This is a genomic window from Rhodococcus yananensis, from assembly GCF_020515525.1.
GTDB lineage: Bacteria > Actinomycetota > Actinomycetes > Mycobacteriales > Mycobacteriaceae > Rhodococcus > Rhodococcus yananensis.
The window spans coordinates 51532-69705 of the sequence record NZ_JAIYEP010000018.1 but is presented as its reverse complement, the minus strand read 5'-3'; the positions used below and the strand labels follow the sequence as shown (position 1 = coordinate 69705).

Annotated in this window: 21 protein-coding genes; 12 read left to right on the top strand and 9 right to left on the bottom strand. The window is 69.2% G+C overall.

Going from position 1 to position 18174, the window contains the following annotated elements; all coding sequences use genetic code 11:
- Positions 1–47: 47 nt before the first annotated feature.
- Positions 48–1067 carry a ribosome small subunit-dependent GTPase A gene (gene rsgA / locus LDQ05_RS06995; protein ID WP_226436167.1) on the bottom strand — a complete coding sequence of 340 codons (1020 nt, stop codon included), beginning with the start codon at positions 1065–1067 and terminating at the stop codon, positions 48–50.
- On the bottom strand, positions 1034–2320 hold the full coding sequence (gene aroA, locus LDQ05_RS06990) for a 3-phosphoshikimate 1-carboxyvinyltransferase (RefSeq protein ID WP_226436166.1): 1287 nt from the start codon (positions 2318–2320) through the stop codon (positions 1034–1036). The genes rsgA and aroA overlap by 34 nt, the downstream gene beginning before the upstream one ends.
- A 78-nt stretch (positions 2321–2398) precedes the next feature.
- Here aroA and LDQ05_RS06985 point away from each other — a divergent pair, with 78 nt between their 5' ends.
- On the top strand, positions 2399–3142 hold the full coding sequence (locus LDQ05_RS06985; protein ID WP_226436165.1) for an SOS response-associated peptidase: 744 nt from the start codon (positions 2399–2401) through the stop codon (positions 3140–3142).
- 10 nt (positions 3143–3152) lie between these two features.
- On the opposite strand, the gene ybaK is transcribed toward LDQ05_RS06985, so the two are convergent.
- Positions 3153–3650, bottom strand: a complete 498-nt coding sequence (gene ybaK, locus LDQ05_RS06980) for a Cys-tRNA(Pro) deacylase (protein ID WP_226436164.1) — start codon at positions 3648–3650, stop codon at positions 3153–3155.
- A gap of 285 nt (positions 3651–3935) precedes the next feature.
- Here ybaK and LDQ05_RS06975 point away from each other — a divergent pair, with 285 nt between their 5' ends.
- On the top strand, positions 3936–4586 hold the full coding sequence (locus tag LDQ05_RS06975) for a sigma-70 family RNA polymerase sigma factor (RefSeq protein WP_226436176.1): 651 nt from the start codon (positions 3936–3938) through the stop codon (positions 4584–4586).
- Complete coding sequence (gene rsrA / locus LDQ05_RS06970; RefSeq protein WP_226436163.1) at positions 4583–4855, top strand: mycothiol system anti-sigma-R factor; 273 nt, start codon at positions 4583–4585, stop codon at positions 4853–4855. The genes LDQ05_RS06975 and rsrA overlap by 4 nt, the downstream gene beginning before the upstream one ends.
- 109 nt (positions 4856–4964) lie before the next feature.
- Here rsrA and LDQ05_RS19935 read toward each other — a convergent pair whose 3' ends face one another.
- Positions 4965–5039 carry a 50S ribosomal protein bL37 gene (locus tag LDQ05_RS19935; RefSeq protein ID WP_022597109.1) on the bottom strand — a complete coding sequence of 25 codons (75 nt, stop codon included), beginning with the start codon at positions 5037–5039 and terminating at the stop codon, positions 4965–4967.
- A 145-nt stretch (positions 5040–5184) separates the two neighbouring features.
- Between LDQ05_RS19935 and LDQ05_RS06965 the strand changes: the two genes are divergently transcribed.
- Together LDQ05_RS06965 and LDQ05_RS06960 are read left to right on the top strand one after the other, a co-directional pair.
- Entirely contained in the window at positions 5185–5400 is a 216-nt protein-coding gene (locus LDQ05_RS06965) for a biotin/lipoyl-binding carrier protein (RefSeq protein WP_226436162.1), read from the top strand.
- 17 nt (positions 5401–5417) lie between these two features.
- Positions 5418–6890 (top strand): sensor histidine kinase, encoded by a 1473-nt coding sequence (locus tag LDQ05_RS06960; RefSeq protein ID WP_226436161.1) that lies wholly within the window; start codon positions 5418–5420, stop codon positions 6888–6890.
- A gap of 118 nt (positions 6891–7008) precedes the next feature.
- Here LDQ05_RS06960 and LDQ05_RS06955 read toward each other — a convergent pair whose 3' ends face one another.
- Entirely contained in the window at positions 7009–7263 is a 255-nt protein-coding gene (locus LDQ05_RS06955) for a WhiB family transcriptional regulator (RefSeq protein WP_226436160.1), read from the bottom strand.
- 224 nt (positions 7264–7487) lie between these two features.
- Entirely contained in the window at positions 7488–8450 is a 963-nt protein-coding gene (locus LDQ05_RS06950; protein WP_226436159.1) for a diacylglycerol/lipid kinase family protein, read from the bottom strand.
- A gap of 47 nt (positions 8451–8497) precedes the next feature.
- Between LDQ05_RS06950 and LDQ05_RS06945 the strand changes: the two genes are divergently transcribed.
- On the top strand, positions 8498–8956 hold the full coding sequence (locus LDQ05_RS06945; RefSeq protein WP_226436158.1) for a hypothetical protein: 459 nt from the start codon (positions 8498–8500) through the stop codon (positions 8954–8956).
- A 111-nt stretch (positions 8957–9067) separates the two neighbouring features.
- The gene (locus LDQ05_RS06940; protein ID WP_226436157.1) at positions 9068–9862 is read left to right on the top strand and encodes a ParA family protein; all 795 of its coding nucleotides are present in this window, start codon (positions 9068–9070) and stop codon (positions 9860–9862) included.
- Between the two features lie 37 nt (positions 9863–9899).
- On the opposite strand, the gene LDQ05_RS06935 is transcribed toward LDQ05_RS06940, so the two are convergent.
- Entirely contained in the window at positions 9900–11150 is a 1251-nt protein-coding gene (locus LDQ05_RS06935; RefSeq protein ID WP_226436156.1) for an Rv3212 family protein, read from the bottom strand.
- A gap of 5 nt (positions 11151–11155) precedes the next feature.
- Complete coding sequence (locus LDQ05_RS06930) at positions 11156–12829, bottom strand: DEAD/DEAH box helicase (RefSeq protein ID WP_226436155.1); 1674 nt, start codon at positions 12827–12829, stop codon at positions 11156–11158.
- A gap of 203 nt (positions 12830–13032) precedes the next feature.
- Here LDQ05_RS06930 and LDQ05_RS06925 point away from each other — a divergent pair, with 203 nt between their 5' ends.
- Together LDQ05_RS06925 and LDQ05_RS06920 are read left to right on the top strand one after the other, a co-directional pair.
- A complete protein-coding gene (locus LDQ05_RS06925; protein WP_226436154.1) occupies positions 13033–13737 on the top strand; it encodes a ferritin-like fold-containing protein in 705 nt (234 codons plus the stop codon).
- Positions 13738–13780: 43 nt separating this feature from the next.
- Positions 13781–14011 (top strand): DUF3107 domain-containing protein, encoded by a 231-nt coding sequence (locus tag LDQ05_RS06920; protein WP_226436175.1) that lies wholly within the window; start codon positions 13781–13783, stop codon positions 14009–14011.
- A 6-nt stretch (positions 14012–14017) separates the two neighbouring features.
- Here LDQ05_RS06920 and fasR read toward each other — a convergent pair whose 3' ends face one another.
- Positions 14018–14680 (bottom strand): HTH-type transcriptional activator FasR, encoded by a 663-nt coding sequence (gene fasR / locus LDQ05_RS06915; RefSeq protein WP_226436153.1) that lies wholly within the window; start codon positions 14678–14680, stop codon positions 14018–14020.
- 190 nt (positions 14681–14870) lie between these two features.
- Between fasR and LDQ05_RS06910 the strand changes: the two genes are divergently transcribed.
- The 3 genes from LDQ05_RS06910 to LDQ05_RS06900 all read left to right on the top strand — a co-directional run bounded on the left by LDQ05_RS06910 (position 14871) and on the right by LDQ05_RS06900 (position 18162).
- Positions 14871–15920, top strand: coding sequence for a DUF3152 domain-containing protein (locus LDQ05_RS06910; RefSeq protein ID WP_372461047.1), 1050 nt, complete (start codon positions 14871–14873; stop codon positions 15918–15920).
- An 80-nt stretch (positions 15921–16000) separates the two neighbouring features.
- Positions 16001–17209 (top strand): adenylyltransferase/sulfurtransferase MoeZ, encoded by a 1209-nt coding sequence (gene moeZ, locus LDQ05_RS06905; RefSeq protein ID WP_226436152.1) that lies wholly within the window; start codon positions 16001–16003, stop codon positions 17207–17209.
- A 98-nt stretch (positions 17210–17307) separates the two neighbouring features.
- Entirely contained in the window at positions 17308–18162 is an 855-nt protein-coding gene (locus LDQ05_RS06900; RefSeq protein WP_226436151.1) for a TIGR02569 family protein, read from the top strand.
- Positions 18163–18174 lie beyond the last annotated feature (12 nt).

Here is an 18174-nt window from a genome sequence, read left to right as displayed (position 1 = left end):
GTGCGCGTGTGTGGTAGCTGTAGCTACCGCACACGCGCACGGGGCGGTTACCATCCGTCGTTCTCGTTGAGTGCGGCGAGCAGACCCCGGACCGCGTGCGCGCGCCGTAACGAGATGTCGTCGAGAGCGTCCAGTGCGCACTCCGGATCGGCCGGCGGCCCCAGGTGAGTGCATCCGCGCGGGCAGTTCTGCACGGCCTCGGCGAGATCGGAGAACGCGGCCACCACATCCTCCGCGGAGATGTGGGCCAGACCGAACGAACGGATGCCCGGGGTGTCGACGACCCAACCACCGCCGGGCAGGGGCAGCGCCACCGACTGTGTCGACGTGTGCCGGCCCTTGCCGACCCCGGAGACCACACCGGTGGCGCGGTCCGCGTCCGGCACCAGCCGATTCACCAACGTCGATTTCCCGACACCCGAGTGCCCGATCAGTGCGGTCACCGAATCGGCGATCGACTCCGTCAGTTCGCTCAGGTCGTCGCCGCGCCCGACCCGCAGCACCGGCAGGTCCAGGTCGGCGAACTGCGCGGTGAACTCGTCCGGATCCGCGAGATCGGACTTCGTCAGGCCCAGCACCGGCGACAATCCGCCTGCGTACGCGGCGACCAGCGCCCGTTCGACCAGACCTGTGCGCGGCGGGGGATCGGCGAGCGCGACGACGATGAGCAGTCGCTGCGCATTCGCCACGACGATCCGCTCGAAGGGATCGGTGTCGTCGGCGGTGCGGCGCAGCACCGTCTCGCGATCGTGGACCCGCACGATACGGGCGAGGGTGTCCGGGCGGCCCGACAGGTCGCCGACGACCCCCACCCGATCCCCGACGACGATGGGAGTACGGCCCAGCTCACGGGCCCGCATCGCGGTGACCTGCCGATCGGGATCGCCACCGAGCACGACACCCCACCGGCCGCGATCCACCGAGACCACCATCGCCTCGACGGCGTCGCGGTGGGCGGGACGGTCCTTGGTACGCGGACGCGAACCCTTGCCCGGGCGCACCCGGACATCGGACTCGTCGTACTGCCGCCGTCTCAGGAGCGTGCTCCCGTCAGCATCGACTCCCACAGCCCGGCGAACCCGGGCAGCGTCTTGGCTGTCGTACCGATGTCGTCGACGTCGACCCCGTCGACGACGAGACCCACAATCGCCCCGGCCGTCGCCATCCGATGGTCGGCGTAGGCGCGCCACACGCCCCCGTGCAGCGGCACCGGTTCGATGCGCAGACCGTCGTCGGTTTCGGTGGCGGAGCCGCCGAGCCGTCCGATCTCGGTGACCAGCGCGGCGAGCCGGTCGGTCTCGTGACCGCGCAGGTGCGCGATGCCGCGAAGCACCGAGGGTGTGGATGCGAGCGCCGCGACCGCCGCGACGGTCGGGGTGAGTTCACCGACGTCGTGCAGATCCACGTCGACGCCGTCGAGTCGCTCCGGACCGCGCACGGTCAGGACGCCGTCCCGAAGGTCGACCGCCGCTCCCATGCGCGCGAGGATGTCGCGGATCGCGTCCCCCGCCTGGGTGGTCGCCGCCGGCCACAGCGGCACCGACACCGTGCCACCCGTGACGGCGGCGGCGGCCAGGAACGGTGTCGCGTTCGACAGATCGGGTTCGACGGTGACGCCCACGGCGCGGATCGGGCCCGGGGCCACCCGCCACGTGTTCGCATCGGAGGTGTCGACGGACACCCCGGCGGCCCGCAACATCTCCACCGTCATATCGATGTGTGGCATCGACGGAACGGGCTTGCCGTCGTGGTGGACGATCAGCCCCTCGTCGAACCGGGCGCCGGACAGCAACAGACCCGAGACGAACTGGGACGACCCGGAGGCATCGATCGTGACGGTCCCGCCGCGCGCACCACCGTGTCCGTGCACCGTGAACGGCAGGGCGTCGCCGTCGATGTCGGCGCCGAGCGCGCGCAGGGCGTCGAGAACCGTGCCCATGGGGCGGACACGCGCCTGCTCGTCGCCGTCGAGTCGCACGTCGCCGTCGGCGAGTGCCGCGACGGGCGGCACGAATCGCATCACCGTGCCGGCGAGTCCACACTCGACGGTGCCGCCGCGCAGCTGACCCGGAACGACGTCGAGGGTGGTGCCGCCGTCACGGTCGGTGACGGTCGCGCCGAGCGTGCGCAGCGCACCGATCATCAGGTCGGTGTCGCGACTGCGCAGGGCGCCGGTGATCGTCGACGGCCCGTCGGCGAGCGCAGCGAGGATCAACGCGCGGTTGGTGATGGACTTCGATCCGGGCAGGGTCACCGTCGCGTCGACGGGGGATTCGGCTCGGGGTGCTCTCCACAGACTCACCCGTCCATCTTCGCCCATCGGCGCGGTGCCGTGGCGCCGGGTGCGGCCGGGGAGTCCGTGGCGCGGTGGGTGCGAGCCCGATGTCACACTCGGGGGATGTGCGGCAGATACGCGATCACGGTCGATCCGGCGTCGTCGGCGGCCGACCTCGACGCGATCGACGAGACCGACGACGAGTTCACGCCCGACTACAACGTTGCACCCACCACGCGGGTGCTCACGGTGGTCGCGCGGCACGACCGTGACGATCCGGAGGGGTCGGTGACGCGCCGGATCCGGCGGATGCGGTGGGGGTTGGTGCCGTCGTTCGCCGACGAGATCGGTCGGAGCGCACCGTTGTTCAACGCGCGCTCCGAGTCGGTGGCGACGAAACCGTCGTTCGCGCAGTCCCTGCGGTACAGGCGGTGCCTGGTGCCGATGGACGGCTGGTACGAGTGGCAGGTCGAACCGGCCCCCGACGGGAAGGCCCGGAAGGTGCCGTACTTCATGTCCCGCGACGACGGTGAACCGATCTGCATGGCCGGTCTCTGGTCGGTGTGGCACGACCCGCGTGTCGTCGATTCCCCGCCGCTGCTGAGCACCACCGTCCTCACCGCGGAATCCGTTGCACAGCTGAGCAATCTGCATCACCGGATGCCGTTGATCCTGCCGCGTGACCGGTGGGACGCCTGGCTGGACCCGGACAGTCTCGGACACCCCGATCTCATCGTGCCCAGCGCGGAGGAGGTGGCGCGGATCGGGATGCGTCGCGTGTCGGACAAGGTGAACAGCGTCCGCAACAACGGACCCGACCTGACGGCCCCGTTCGACGGCGGCGGCGACCAGTTGGTGCTCCTGTGACGGTCGCAGGTCAGTGGCCGGTCGCGATGGAGGCGACGACGGCGGAACTGAGCCGGATCAGATCGGTCGGGGCCAACTCGATCTCGAGGCCGCGCCTACCCGCGCTGCACAGCACGCGATCCCAGTTCTCCGCGGAGACGTCGACGACGGTGCGCAGACGTTTGCGTTGTCCGAGCGGGGAGATTCCGCCGGAAACGTAGCCGGTGGCGCGTTCGGCTGCGCCGCGATCGGCCATCGTGGCTTTTCCTCCGCCGAGCGCCGCGGCCGCAGCCTTGAGCGAGAGGTTCTCCGGGACCGGCACCACCGCGACCGCGAGGGAACCGTCGGACAGTGCGATCACGAGTGTCTTGAAGATCTGCGCGGCATCGACACCCAATCGTTCCCGCATGACGTCGACGGCCTCGGAACCGTACGACGCCGACCTCGGGTCGTGCGCGTACTCGTGCACGACGAACGGCACCTTCTCGCGGGTGAGCAGTTTCGTTGCGGGGGTGGACGTCGACGCCATGGGGAAACTGTAGGGCCCGTGCCCGCGGTGCGGCTCGTGCAGGTCACATGGAAGCAGACGGGTCACGCGCAACCCTGCCGGAGAAGCGCGATGCGTCCGCGGGAACGGGAACGGGAACAACCGAGCGCGTTCCGCTGTTGAGGGACGTTGGGGGCCGCGTCGCACAGGCGCGGCCCGGTCGGCAACCCGAAGCGGATCGGAGGATCGGTGCCCGTTCTCAGTCCTGCACGTCCCGACCCGGACTGCCCGGTAGCCTTCACTGAAGGGCTGAGCGAAGGGATCGGTGTGGTCGAGGAGTCTGCTGAAGCACTGGCGGAGCGGTTCGAGCGGGATGCCATGCCGCTGCTCGACCAGCTCTACGGCGCCGCCCTGCGGATGACCCGCAACCCTGCGGACGCCGAGGACCTGGTGCAGGAGACCTACATCAAGGCGTTCTCCGCGTTCCGGTCGTTCCGGGAGGGAACGAACCTCAAGGCGTGGATGTACCGGATCCTCACCAACACCTACATCAACTCGTATCGGAAGAAGCAGCGTCAGCCCGCGCAGTACCCGACCGACGAGATCACCGACTGGCAACTCGCGCAGACGGCGGAGCACTCGCCGACCGGACTGCGCTCGGCGGAGGTCGAAGCGCTCGATGCGCTTCCCGACGACGACATCAAGGCCGCGCTGCAGGAACTGCCCGAGGAGTTCCGGATGGCGGTGTACTACGCGGACGTCGAAGGGTTCCCCTACAAGGAGATCGCCGAGATCATGGGTACACCGATCGGCACGGTGATGTCGCGATTGCATCGGGGCCGCAAGCAACTTCGTGGGCTTCTCGCCGACGTTGCCCGCGAACGGGGTTTCAACCGGAGCGGAGCGGTCGACGCAGCGACCGGATCGGCGTCCTCCGCCGGAGGGGCCGCCGAGAAGACGAAGGGAGTCTCGCAGTGAGCGAGCCGGCAGAATTCGAACAACTCGATTGTTCCGCGGTGATCGCGGACGTCTACCTGCTCCTCGATTCCGAGTGCGACGAGCGATCCCGGGCGCGGCTGCAACGGCACCTCGACGACTGCGGTACCTGCCTCGAGACCTACGGGATCGAAGAGAAGATCAAGTCGCTGCTGAGCCGCAAGTGCGGCGGCGAACACGCACCGGAGGGGCTTCGTGAACGCCTGATGGTGGAGATCCGCCGCACCGTGGTCATCACGGAGGGCCCCTGACCCGCCGCGTCCGGCGACACGGCGCTCCGGACGCGACCGAGGGGCCTCGGACACGACGGAGGGGGACGGAAAGCGATGCTCTCCGTCCCCCTCACATGTCCGGGGCGCCTCAGGCGTTGGGACGCTTGCCGTGGTTGGCGGCGTTACCCTTGCGGCTGCGCTTCTTGCGACCTCGCTTACCCATGGTGGGATCTCCTTTCTCGTTCATTACAGTGTTCCACGTGCGGTGCGGTGCCCCTGTCGGCAGGGTCCGCCCGACCGTGGCGCGACACGACGTGCCCGGCTCCACTTCGTGGGGTCGACCGGTTCCACAGGGGATGAGGTGCTCGATGGCAGAGGATGTACGCGCGGAGATGGTCTCCACCGTGTTCGAGGTGGTCGTCCGTGAGGGCGATGTGGTGGCCGAGGGCGATACGCTGGTGATTCTCGAGTCGATGAAGATGGAGATCCCCGTGCTCGCGGAGTCCGCCGGAACGGTCACGTCCGTGGATGTCGTCGTGGGCGACGTCATCCAGCAGGGTGATCTCATCGCGGTCATCTCCTGAGCGAATCGCGGGTCGTCGTGTCCACACTCAGCTCTCTGCTCGCGGCGCACACCGACCTTCCCGGCGCCGCCGTCGATCATCTCCAGCGGGTGGTGGGGGAGTGGCAGTTGCTCGCCGACCTCTCGTTCGCCGACGTCTTGATGTGGGTCGACGCCGCTCCCGAAGGCATCGTGTGTGTCGCCCAGTGCCGGCCGACGACCGCGTCGACGGTGCTGCCCGAAGATGCCGTCGGCATCGTCGCGTCCGACGACGAACACCCGTACGTGCGCGACGCGTTCCGGACGGGACTGATCGTCACCGCCGACCCCGGAACCGGTGACACGATCACCATGCGGCAGGCGGTGCCGGTGCGGTGGCACGGGGAGATCGTCGCGGTGCTCAGTCGTGACGCGGCCCGCGTGTCGAGGCGCACCGCGAGCGCGCTGGAGACGGCGTACCTCGAATGCGCCGACGACCTGTACCGGATGATCAGCGAGGGCACGTTCCCGACGGTCGAGGCCCGGTCGGACACGAAGTCCAGTCCTCGCGCCGGTGACGGATTCATCAGGCTCGACCGCGAAGGCCGCGTCGTCTACGCCAGCCCGAACGCCCTCTCTGCCTACCATCGGATGGGCTTGAATTCGGAGTTGGTGGGCCAGAATCTGGTGGAGACGACCCGGTCGCTGGTCACCGATCCGTTCGAGAGCCGCGACGTGTCCGACTACCTGCGCGGTGCGGTGGAAGGGCGGTTCGGTCAGCGGATGGAGGTCGAGGCCCGCGGCGCCACCGTCCTGATCCGCGCGCTCGTCCTGGCCCCCGGTGGACGTCTCGAGGGCGCCGCCGTCGTCGTGCGGGACGTCACCGAGGTCAAGCGGCGGGACCGGGCGCTGATGAGCAAGGACGCCACGATCCGCGAGATCCACCATCGGGTCAAGAACAATCTTCAGACGGTCGCGGCGCTGCTGAGGCTGCAGGCGCGCCGCACGGGCAACGCCGAGGCCCAGGTCGCGCTGGGGGAGGCGGTCCGGCGGGTGACGTCCATCGCGATCGTCCACGAGGCGCTGTCCATGTCGGTGGACGAGGAGGTCGACCTCGACGACGTGTTCGATCGCCTCATCCCGATCGTGGTGGACGTGTCGGCGATCGGCAGTCAGATCCGGGTGGTGCGCGAGGGCGATCTCGGGGTCTTCCCCGCGGACCGTGCCACACCGCTCGTGATGGTCCTGACCGAACTCGTGCAGAACGCCGTCGAGCACGCCTTCGATCCCGGCGCGCACGGGACCGTCACCGTCCGGGCACAACGCTCGGCGCGGGTGCTCGACGTCGTCGTGCACGACGAAGGGAAGGGGCTGCCCGCGGGATTCGACCTGGAGGACTCGGACCGGTTGGGACTGCAGATCGTCCGCACACTCGTCGCCGCGGAACTGGGCGGCGCCATCGAACTGACCGGCGGTGCCTCGGGTGGGACCGAGGCACGGCTGAGGCTGCCCCTCGGGAAGGTGTCGACCTGATCGGCCTCCCGGACGTGTCGCCGGCCCGGGAGCACACCGGCCCCATTACACACCGATGCCCGGCACCCGTGGTGGTGCCGGGCCGTGCGACCTCGGGCGGATCGGTCCGCTGTGTGGATCAGACCGCTGTGCGTGTCCGCGTGCGGGCGTTGCGACGCTTGAGTGCGCGGCGCTCGTCTTCGCTCATGCCACCCCAGACACCGGCGTCCTGACCCGACTCGAGGGCCCAGGTCAGGCAATCGGTGGTCACCGGGCACCGGTTGCACACGAGCTTGGCATCGGCGATCTGCGCGAGGGCCGGACCGCTGTTCCCGACGGGGAAGAACAGTTCGGGATCCTCGTCACGGCAGATGGCCTTGTGGCGCCAGTCCATGCTTCTACTCTCCTTCGATGGTGCCGGGAGCACCAGCTCATGGTCTTTGCGAATTCATGCTGGAGTCGCGAAGTATTTCCGCGGGGTTACTTGTGAATGCTTTCACGATCGAGCGTGAAGTCAATAGAATTCGACACGACCGTGTGCAACGTCACGCCGATGTCCGATTCATCGGGTCACCTGCTGTATGTTCTACACGCTGGCCAGCGGAAATGTAAGACTGATCACAGAATTTCAGGGTTGGAATTCGGCTTCGGGGCCACTACCTCCAGCACATCCGGGACCGACACGAATTCCACATTCGTGCGTAATCCGAGATAGTCGCCGTCGACCTGCAATCCGACGGGACGTGACGACACCGCGCGGACCCGAGGTACGTCGTCGAGTCTGAGCAGGTGCGGTGACTCCGGTCGACCGTGGCGTGCCAGCAGTTGCCGGACGACCCGGAGGCTGGCCGCCACCCGCGTCGTGGTCATCGCGAACACACCCAGTCCGGTGTCGAAGGACGTGCCCGGATTCGTGTGGACGGGACGGGAACCGAGGAAGGTCCACGGGCTCGAGTTCGACACGAACGTGTAGTACACACCGGGAACCGGGTCGCGGTCCGGCAGATGCACGGTCAATGCCGGCTCCGCCTTCTTGGACGCGAAGAACTCCCTGATCGAATGCCGCACGTACCGCGCGGTCGTCACCGGTTTGCCCGATGCGCGCCCCACGTCGATCGCCTCGCACACCTGCGCGTCCAGACCGAGGCCCGCGTTGAAGACGAACCAGCGGCCGTCGCAGAAGCCCAGGCCGATCCTGCGGTGCGCACGTTCGTCGAGAAGCCCGAGGAGCTGATCGGTGGCCTCCATCGGGTCGGCAGCGATCCCCAGCGACCGCGCGAAGACGTTCGCGGACCCGCCCGGGACGACCGCGAGCCGTGGCAGCGACTCGTCGGCCGCGCGTATCCGCGGTGTGCCGAGCAGGCCGTTGACGATCTCGTTGACGGTGCCGTCACCACCGTGCGCGACCACCACGTCCATACCGTCGGCGTGAGCGGAACGGGCGAGTTCCGCCGCGTGGCCGCGGTGCGTGGTGTGCGCGACGGTCAACGCGACCCTTTCCGCCAGTGCATGAGCGAGCCGGTCGCGACCGGCCGGTGTGGTCGTCGTCGCGTTCGGGTTCACGATCAGCAATGCACGCACGGAGTATCAGCCTAAGTGGTCGTACCCGTGTCCACTACGCTGGCCGGGTGTCCACCGAAACTCCCCGCAGCAAGGTTCCGACGACGGTCCGTATCGCCGGGCAGCTCGTCGTCGTCGAAGGCCTCGTCGCGATCGGGTTCGCCGTGTACTCGGTGATCCGAGCCGCCTCCGGTGAGCACGACCAGTCCGTGACCAACGGCTACGGGTTCGCGTTGTGGCTCTCCATCCTGTTCGGCGGCGTCCTCGCCGCCGGTATCGCCCTGCTGCGCGGGGCCCGGTGGGGACGGTCCGTTGCCGTCGTCGCGCAGTTGCTGCTGTTGCCCGTCGTGTGGTCTCTGCTCACCGACTCCCACCAGCCGCTGCTCGGAACGCTGATGGCGTTCGTGGTGGTGCCCGCGTTGGTGTTGTTGTTCAGCCCGCCCACGACGCGATGGCTCGCCCGTGACTACGCCCCCGACGTCGAACCCGACGCCGAACCGGAGGATCGCGATCCGCGCGCATCCTGAACGGTGCGTCGCCCTCGTCGGACGAGGTACGGTGGGTTGTGGACGCCCCCGTTCCTCCCTCGACGGCACGCACCTCTCGCGCAAACGCGCCGAGTGCGCGAGGATCGTCGAGTGACAACGGTGCTTGCAGTGGCAAATCAGAAGGGTGGCGTCGCCAAGACGACCACGGTCGCGTCGTTGGGGGCCGCGCTTTCCGCGCTCGGACAGCGCGTGCTCGTCGTCGATCTCGATCCGCAGGGTTGCCTGACGTTCTCGCTCGGGCACAACCCCGACCGGGTCGAGCGGTCCGTGCACGACGTGCTCGTCGGTGATGCGGACGCACGCGACGTCCTGGTCGACACCGCGGAGGGCGTGACGCTGCTCCCCGCGACGATCGACCTCGCGGGTGCGGAGGCGCTGCTGCTGATGCGCGCGGGCCGTGAGTTCGCCCTCAAGCGTGCGTTGGCGCCGATCGTCGACGATTTCGACGTCGTCGTCCTCGACTGCCCACCGTCCCTCGGAGTGCTCACCCTCAACGGGCTGACCGCGGCCCGCTCGGTTCTCGTGCCGATGCAATGTGAGACGCTGGCGCACCGCGGTGTCGGGCAGTTGCTGCGCACCGTCGAGGAGGTCCGGCAGATCACGAACCCGGATCTGGAGTTGCTCGGCGCATTACCCACGCTGTACGACTCCCGCACGACGCACAGCCGCGACGTGCTCTCCGACATCTCCGACCGCTACTCGCTTCCGGTGCTGTCGCCGCCGATCCCCCGCACCGTCCGGTTCGCCGAGGCCTCGGCGTCGGGCGCGACCGTCCTCGCCGGTCGTTCGAACAAGGGCGCGACCGCCTACCGGGAGCTCGCCGAGAACCTGCTGGCCCACTGGGTCGACGGCACCGAACCGATCACCTACACCGTGAGTGTCTGAGCGCGGACGATGTGATCGCCGGATCCGTCGCAGCCGGTCAACGGTAGGCGACGACGTTCCCGCCGCGTTGCTCGAGGACGATGTCACCGAGGACCGCGACCGCCACGGCGTCGCTGTCCGTCGAGTCGTCGGAACCACCGGAATCCGGCGGGAGCGGAATCGTCCGCGTCACCTCCCCGGTGACCGGGTCGACGACGGCAAGACCGCGCTCGACGGGAACGAGCAGCTTGCCGGCCATCGCCGCGCTGCGCCCCGTCGCCCCGGGCACCGTCCACTTCGGCGCGAGATCACCGGAATCGAGTCCGACGGTGGCGCTGCCCGTCCACCACACGAGTCGGCCCCCGAGATCCTGCGCGGGGACGGTGACCGTGTCGGCGCCACCGACCGGTGTTCCGGCGGGAAGATCGTGGCCGGCCACGATCTTCCCGTTGCGGTCGAACACCTCGATGCGCGGTGTGGTGCCGTCGTGACCGGGCACGAACACCGCGGCCCGTTCCCCGGAGACCGCGACGATGCGGGCCGTCGATCCGGCGGGGGCGTCGGGTAGCACCGACGACGCGTACTGCTCGGGCTTCTGTGCGTCGTCGGGTGTCGGAGCGAGCAGCGTCAGTCGTTGGGCGGCCTCACCCGGGCACAGTTCGAGGACCGCGAGCAGTTCGGAGCCGGCGGCGGCGGAGCGCAGCTCGCAGCCGCTGCGGGGTTGAGCGCCCGGGGTGACCGGTGCGTCGACCCGCCCGTATTCGACGGTGCGGACCAGATCGGACCGCCACATCTCGAGCCGTGTCCCACCGAGCGCGATCAGGTGACTGCCGGCGTCGACGAGCCGGATCGCGTCGTCCGTGTCGCTGGACCGCGCGGTGTACCGCTCGCCGCTGTCGCCGCGCAACGCGGTCGTCTGACCGCAGCCGCGGGGATCTTCGTACACGGCGACGACGATGCCCCGGTGGCTCGTGGCGGCGCAGAGCGGACGATTGCGGGTGTAACTCCACCGTTGGGTGCCCGTGGCGGGATCGCGGCCCACCACCGTGTCGCCGTCGGCGGTGACGACGGTCGCGTCGAGGACGGCGGGCCGATCGGTCGCACCGCTGGGCGCACGCCAGATCTCTGCGAGCGTGTCCGGAACGGACTGCGCGGCGGCGGGGGCGGTCGGTGCGCCGTCCCAGGTGATCGAGGTGGTTCCGCGCGCGTCGGACCGCACCCACACGACGATCGCCGCCACCGCGACGGTGACGGCGAGCGCGGCGGCGACGATCAGGTCGGTCCGCGTGCGACGCTCGGGCGTCTGCACGGGTGTCAGACGGCCGAGGAGGTCGACACCGTGTCGGTTGCGCCGGTGTCCTGCGCCGTGGTGTCCGCGGATGCGGGCTTCCGCCGGCGCCGCCGGCGCCGCCGTGCCGGAGCCGTACCTTCCTCGTGCCCGTCCTTCGGCGCAGTGGCCGACTGTGCCGGACCGCCGGTGGGCTCGGTGCCCGTGGCTTCGGTGGTCGCGGCTTCGGCGCCGTCGGCGGGCCTGCCCTCGACGACCTTCCCGCGCACGGTGCGTCGACGGACGCGGTTGCGCTTGGGACGCGACGGGTTCTCGCCGCGCGCGGGCCGCTCGCGTGACGACTCGCCGGCGTCGTCGCGGGTTCGGGCGGGCTTCCGGATCCGACCGGTGGCCTGGGTGGGGATGCCCAGGTCCTCGTACAGGTGGGGCGAGCTCGAGTAGGTCTCCACCGGGTCGGGCATGCCGAGTTCGAGCGCCTTGTCGATCAGCTGCCAGCGCGGCACGTCGTCCCAGTCGACGAGGGTGATGGCGGTACCGGTGCGGCCGGCGCGACCGGTGCGGCCGATCCGGTGCACGTACGTCTTCTCGTCCTCGGGGCACTGGTAGTTGATGACGTGCGTGACGTCGTCGATGTCGATGCCTCGCGCCGCGACGTCGGTGGCGACGAGCACGTCGATCTTGCCGTCGCGGAACCGGCCCAGTGCCTTCTCCCGGGCGATCTGGCCGAGGTCGCCGTGCACGGCGCCGACCGCGAAGCCGCGGTCGGCGAGGTCGTCGGCGACCTTCTGCGCGGTGCGCTTGGTGCGAGTGAAGATCATCGTGGCGCCGCGGCCGTCGGCCTGCAGCACCCGCGCGACGAGTTCGGCCTTGTCGAGCGCGTGCGCGCGATAGATCACCTGGTTGGTGCGTTCGTGCACCGCGGACGACTGGGGCTCCTCCGCCCGGATGTGGGTGGGCCGGCTCAGGAACGTGCGGGCGAGCGTGATGATCGGCCCGGGCATCGTCGCGGAGAACAGCATCGTCTGGCGACGGTCGGGAACCATCCCGAGGATGCGCTCGATGTCGGGGAGGAATCCGAGATCGAGCATCTCGTCGGCCTCGTCCATGACGAGCACGCCGATCTTGCCGAGGATCAGATGCCCCTGGTTGGCGAGGTCGAGGAGGCGGCCGGGTGTGCCGACGACGACGTCGACGCCCTTCTTCAGTTCGTCGATCTGCTGCTCGTAGGGGCGGCCACCGTAGATGGACAGCACCTCGAGGCCGTTCTTGCGGCTTCCGGGCAGATACTTCGATGCGTTCACGAGGTCGCCGGTGACCTGGACGCAGAGCTCGCGGGTGGGGACGATGACGAGGGCGCGGGGGGTGCCGTCGAGCGTCGCCGTTCCCGAGTCGGCGCTGGTGATGCGGTGCAGCAGGGGGACACCGAATCCGAACGTCTTGCCCATACCGGTACGGGCCTGACCGATGAGGTCGTCGCCGGCGAGGGCGAGCGGGAGGGTGAGTTCCTGGATGGCGAACGTCCGTTCGATGCCGACCTCGCCGAGGGCGCGGACGATCTCGTCGCGAACACCGAGTTCGCCGAACGTGGGGGCGACGTGGGTGGAATCGAGCTGGGCGGAGACGGTCGTGTCGCTGGCGTCGTCTTCGTGGTCGATGGTGATCTTGCTCAGGGGTCTGGCCTTCCTGGTCTCGGCACGCACGCACGAGGTGGACAAGGCGACCGGCCTGCGTCTTCATACGAGCTACCGGGCGGGTGCTCGCGAGCGCGGCAGCGATCCTCAAACGGGTGCGCGCACATTATCGGCGGAGACCGCGGGCCGCGGTGAGCGGCGCGAAGCGCGGTCTTCCTCGCCCATTGTACCGGCACCCCGTATCGGGCGAGGTGGTACTACGCTCTGTCGTCATGGGAGCCGAAGCATCGCCGTCCGCAACACCGCACCGACCGTCGCCCGCGGGTCACACCGTGCCCGCCGATCATCCGGGGGTCGCCGAACTCTACGCGGTGCTCGCGTACGGCGAGATCTCGGCGTTCTACCGGCTTTCCGAGGATGCGCGGTTCTCGCCGTCGGTGCGGGGCCGGGTGGCGTTCGCGCAGATGGCTGCCGCGGAGATGGGTCACTACGAGATCTTGCACACGGCACTCGAGGAGCGGGGCGTCGACATCTATGCGGCGATGGAGCCGTACCGTCGCGCCCTGGACGACTACCACGCGTCCACCACACCCTCGACGTGGCTCGAATCGCTCGTCAAGGCGTACGTCGGTGACGGTATCGCCGCCGACTTCTACCGGGAGATCGCGACGCTGCTGCACCCCGAGGTCGGAGCGGTGGTCCGTGACGTGCTGGCCGAGACCGGGCACTCGGAGTTCGTGGTGAGCGAGGTGCGGGCGGTCGTCGAGCGGAGTGCGACGCAGAAGGACCGCCTGATGCTGTGGGGTCGCCGGCTGCTCGGGGAGGCCATCACCCAGGCGCAGTACGTCCTCGCGCAACGCGAGGAACTCGCCGAACTCGTCATCCTCGCGTCGGGTGATCTGTCGAACATCGCGGCGCTGATCGACCGGATGCAGGTGGAGCACGCCGAACGGATGGCAGTGCTCGGATTGCACTAGCCTGACCGTGACAGGCAGTACACCCGGAGATTCGGAGGTCCTCGTGGAGGTCAAGATCGGTGTCGCGGACAGCCCGCGCGAAGTCGTCGTCGTCAGCGAACAGACGCCCGACGAGGTGGAGGCTCTCGTGACCGCCGCGCTCGGTGGCGCGAACGGCGGCGTGCTCGCCCTCGTCGACGAGAAGGGCCGCAAGGTTCTCGTGCAGGCCGCGAAGATCACCTATGTCGACATCGGACCCGCCAGCGTCGGCAAGGTCGGCTTCGCCGCGAACTGACAGCGGTCAGCGCTGCCGCAGCTCCGGCTGCAGGGGGACCGTCTTGAGCCCGCCCCAAGCGAGGGCGACCGTCGTGTCGACGGCGTCTTCCTTGGGGATCGGACGGGCTGCGTCGAGCCAGTACCGAGCGGTGAACTGGCTCGTCCCGACGAGCCCGACCGCGAGGATGCGGGCACGATACGGATCGAGACCGGAATCGTGGGCCACGAGATCGAAGACCGCGTCCACACACGCCTCGGTGGCCTGCTCCACCCGGTGCGCCACCTGCGGTTCACCCATCAGATCCGACTCGAACACCAGCCGGAACCCCTGGCTGTCGTTGTCGACGAAATCGAAGAACGCCTGCACCGCGGCGCGCACTCGTTGACGGTTGTCGGTGGTCGAGCGCAAGGCCTGCCGGACGCCGTTGATGAGGACGTCGACGTAGTTCTGCAGGACGGCGCAGTACAACTCGAGTTTTCCGGGAAAGTGCTGGTAGAGGACCGGTTTACTGACGCCGGCGCAGTCGGCGATCTCGTCCATCCCGGCCGCGTGGTACCCGCGGGTGACGAACACCTCACTGGCGGCTTCGAGCAGTTGGGCGCGGCGTTCGTCCCGAGGCATCCGCGCACCGCGCTTGGTGCCGATGGCGTTCTCCTTCCGGGACGCTCGGGCGGCGACTTCGGTCATGCTTGCTCCCACTCTGCGCGTGCACCGACAGTGACGGCGGCCACTGCGATGCGAATCATCTCTGCAGGTTACAGGTCGGCGGTGCGCGCAGGTGCAACGCCCTACCGTCGAGTATCCGCTGTTGTGGTCGAGCAGGGAATCCCGTGGCGACCGACGGTCCGATCCTCGGCGATGTGACATTCTGGCACCCGTGACCGACCGAGGAGGAGTGCGCACAGACGAGTCGGAGGACGGTGTGCAGGGGGATTCACGCACGGAGTCGATCGCGGCGCGGTCGAGTGGGCCCCGCGCCGATCCGACACCGCGCAACGGATCGCACCAGCCGTTGCGTGCTCAGTGGGATCCGGTGTCGGGCGAGCCGCACCGGCCTCGGCGGCCCCGACCGGAGCGGAAGGTGCGCAAGCAGAGCCCACTGGGGCGTTTCGTCGCGACCTACGGTTGGCGTGCGTACGCGGTTCCGATCCTCACCGTCGCGACGGTACTGGTGGTCTGGGATGCGGTGCGGGCTCCGGGCGTGGCGCCGGCGGGCGGCGACGACGGCACGGCGGAGACCGTTGCCGCGCGTGCCCCGGCCGCGGACGGGGCGTTCCCGCAGGATCTCGCGTCCGGTGCGCTGCCGGACGGAGGAGCGTTCACGGAGTCGGGTGCGGGGACGTGGCGGGTCGTTCCGGGTACGAGCGAGCAGGTGGGTTCGGGGGAGACACAGGTGTTCACGTACACCGTCGAGGTGGAGGACGGCGTCGACACCGCCGCGTACGGCGGCGACCAGGCCGTCGCGCGACTGGTCGACGAGACCCTGGCGGATCCGCGCAGTTGGACCGCGGACCGGGCGTTCGCGTTCCGGCGAGTGGACGGCGGGTCGCCGGACTTCCGGGTGTCGCTGACGTCGCAGATGACCGTCCGGCAGTTCTGCGGGTTCGACATCCCGCTCGAAGGGTCCTGCTACAACCCCGGCCTGGATCGTGTGTTGCTCAACGAGCCGCGGTGGGTGCGGGGCGCGATCTCGTTCCACGGCGACATCGGTTCGTACCGCCAGTACGTCGTCAACCACGAGGTCGGGCACGCCATCGGATTCGCCCAGCACGATCCGTGCGGGACGGACGGGGGGCTCGCACCGATCATGATGCAGCAGACGTTCGGTACGTCGAACGACGACATCGCCAGGCTCGATCCGGGCGGGGTGGTGCCCCCGGACGGGAAGGAGTGCCGGTTCAATCCGTGGCCGTATCCCCGAGCGTGAGCGGTGGTGGGTGCAGAGCGTGAGCGGTGGTGGGTGCAGGGCGTGAGCGGGCGTCGGTGGGTGCGCGGCGTGGTGGGACAATGACGGCACCCCGCCCCGAGAACCCTGCCGAGGAGCGCACCGTGACCGCATTGCCGCCGTTGGTGGAACCTGCCGCCGAGCTGAGCCGCGAGGAGATCGCCCGCTACAGCCGGCATCTGATCATCCCGAATGTGGGTGTGATCGGACAGAAACGGTTGAAGAACGCCCGGGTCCTGTTCATCGGTGCCGGTGGGCTGGGTTCACCCGCGTTGCTGTATCTGGCGGCGGCGGGAGTGGGGACGATCGGCATCGTCGAGGACGACGTGGTGGAGACGTCGAATCTGCAGCGACAGGTGGTCCACGGCGGTGCGGACGTCGGCCGGCCGAAGGGGGAGAGCGCCCGCGACAGCATTCTCGCCGTCAACGACACGGTGCGGGTGCGGCTTCATCCGGAGCGACTCGACGCGGACAACGCGGTGGGGTTGTTCGAGCAGTACGACCTGATCCTCGACGGGACCGACAACTTCGCCACCCGCTATCTCGTCAACGATGCCGCCGTCCTCGCTCGCAAGCCGTACGTCTGGGGGTCGATCTTCCGCTTCGAGGGGCAGATCTCGGTGTTCTGGGAGGACGCGCCGGACGGGCTCGGCCTGAACTATCGCGACCTGTACCCGGACGCACCGCCCCCCGGTCTCGTGCCGTCCTGCGCCGAGGGCGGGGTACTCGGGGTGTTGCCGGGGACGGTCGGCACGATCATGGCCACCGAGGCGATCAAGTTGATCACGGGTATCGGTGAGTCGTTGCTCGGCCGATTGATGATCTACGACGCGCTCGCGATGACGTTCCGCACGGTGACGTTGCGGCGGGATCCGGGGCGCGTTCCGGTCACCGAACTCGTCGACTACGCGTCGTTCTGCGGGAGTGTCCCGGCGGCGGCGGCCGGTGGCGCCGCGATCACCGCGGGCGAACTGCGCCATCTCCTCGATACCGACGGCGACGTCGAGTTGATCGATGTGCGTGAACCCGTGGAGTGGGACATCGTGCACATCGAGGGCGCGAAGTTGATCCCGAAGGATCGGATCGTCTCGGGTGAGGCTCTCGCGGAGCTGCCGCAGAACCGCCGCATCGTGTTGTACTGCAAGACGGGGATCCGGTCCGCGGAGGCGTTGCAGGTTCTGGAACGCGCCGGGTTCGCCGACGCACTGCACCTGCACGGCGGTGTGCTGGCCTGGGCGCAGCAGGTCGATCCGTCGCTGCCGGTGTACTGAACGACGGGTGTCCGGCGAGTGTTTTGCTGCGAAGCTGTGATCGGCCCCGGCGGAGTGCCTCCCCGGGGTGTGCCGGACGCGACGGTACGGTGACCGGCGTGAGCTCACTCCAACCTCCACAGCACGTGTGCTCCACGTTCGGTCTGCGTGACGTGGATCCGGTCCCGCTCGGCGCGGACTGGGACGGCGGTTTCCGCTGCGGCGACGTGGTTCTGTCCCGTGTCGCGGATCACGCGCGTGCCGCCTGGTCCGCGAAGGTGCGGGAGACCCTCACCGTCGACGGGGTGCGTCTGGCCCGGCCGGTGCGCGCCACGGACGGGCGGTACGTGGTCTCGGGGTGGCGGGCCGACACGTACATCGTCGGCACCTCCGAGCCGCGACACGACGAGGTGGTCTCGCTGTCGCTGCGGTTGCACGCGGCGACCTCGCAACTCGAACGCCCCCGATTCCTGATGCAGCCGCCGGTCGCGCCGTGGGCGGATGTCGACGTGTTCGTCGCGGCCGACAGGGCGGCGTGGGAGACCGTGCCGTTGCGGTCCGCCCGCGCGGCGGGCGCACCCGAGACGGTGACCCCCGACGGCCGCAAGAGTCTGGATCTGATCCATCAGCTCGCGACGTTCCGCAAACCGGTACATCTGCCGGATCAGCTCGTGCACGGCGACCTGTTCGGAACCGTCCTGTTCGCGGGGCGTGCGGCGCCGGGGTTGACCGACATCACACCGTACTGGCGCCCGGCGTCGTGGGCCGCTGCGGTGGCGGTGGTCGACGCGCTCTCGTGGGGTGGCGCCGACGACGCCCTGATCGGTCGGTGGGAAGATCTGCCCGAATGGCCGCAGATGCTGCTGCGCGCGGCCATCTTCCGTCTCGCTGTGCATGCGCTGCACCCGCGGTCGACAGAGGAAGCGTTTCCCGGTCTCGCGCACACCACCGATCTCGTCCGATTACTGCTCTGAGCTGTGCATCAC

Excerpts from the sequence above, each read along its gene's own strand:
- fasR (WP_226436153.1), bottom strand. The coding sequence starts at position 14,680 with ATGACCGAAGTCGCCGCCCGAGCGTCCCGGAAGGAGAACGCCATCGGC.
- LDQ05_RS06955 (WP_226436160.1), bottom strand. The coding sequence starts at position 7,263 with ATGGACTGGCGCCACAAGGCCATCTGCCGTGACGAGGATCCCGAACTG.
- aroA (WP_226436166.1), bottom strand. The coding sequence starts at position 2,320 with ATGGGCGAAGATGGACGGGTGAGTCTGTGGAGAGCACCCCGAGCCGAA.
- moeZ (WP_226436152.1), top strand. The coding sequence starts at position 16,001 with ATGACGGCACCCCGCCCCGAGAACCCTGCCGAGGAGCGCACCGTGACC.
- LDQ05_RS06925 (WP_226436154.1), top strand. The coding sequence starts at position 13,033 with ATGGGAGCCGAAGCATCGCCGTCCGCAACACCGCACCGACCGTCGCCC.
- LDQ05_RS06965 (WP_226436162.1), top strand. The coding sequence starts at position 5,185 with ATGGCAGAGGATGTACGCGCGGAGATGGTCTCCACCGTGTTCGAGGTG.
- LDQ05_RS06985 (WP_226436165.1), top strand. The coding sequence starts at position 2,399 with ATGTGCGGCAGATACGCGATCACGGTCGATCCGGCGTCGTCGGCGGCC.
- ybaK (WP_226436164.1), bottom strand. The coding sequence starts at position 3,650 with ATGGCGTCGACGTCCACCCCCGCAACGAAACTGCTCACCCGCGAGAAG.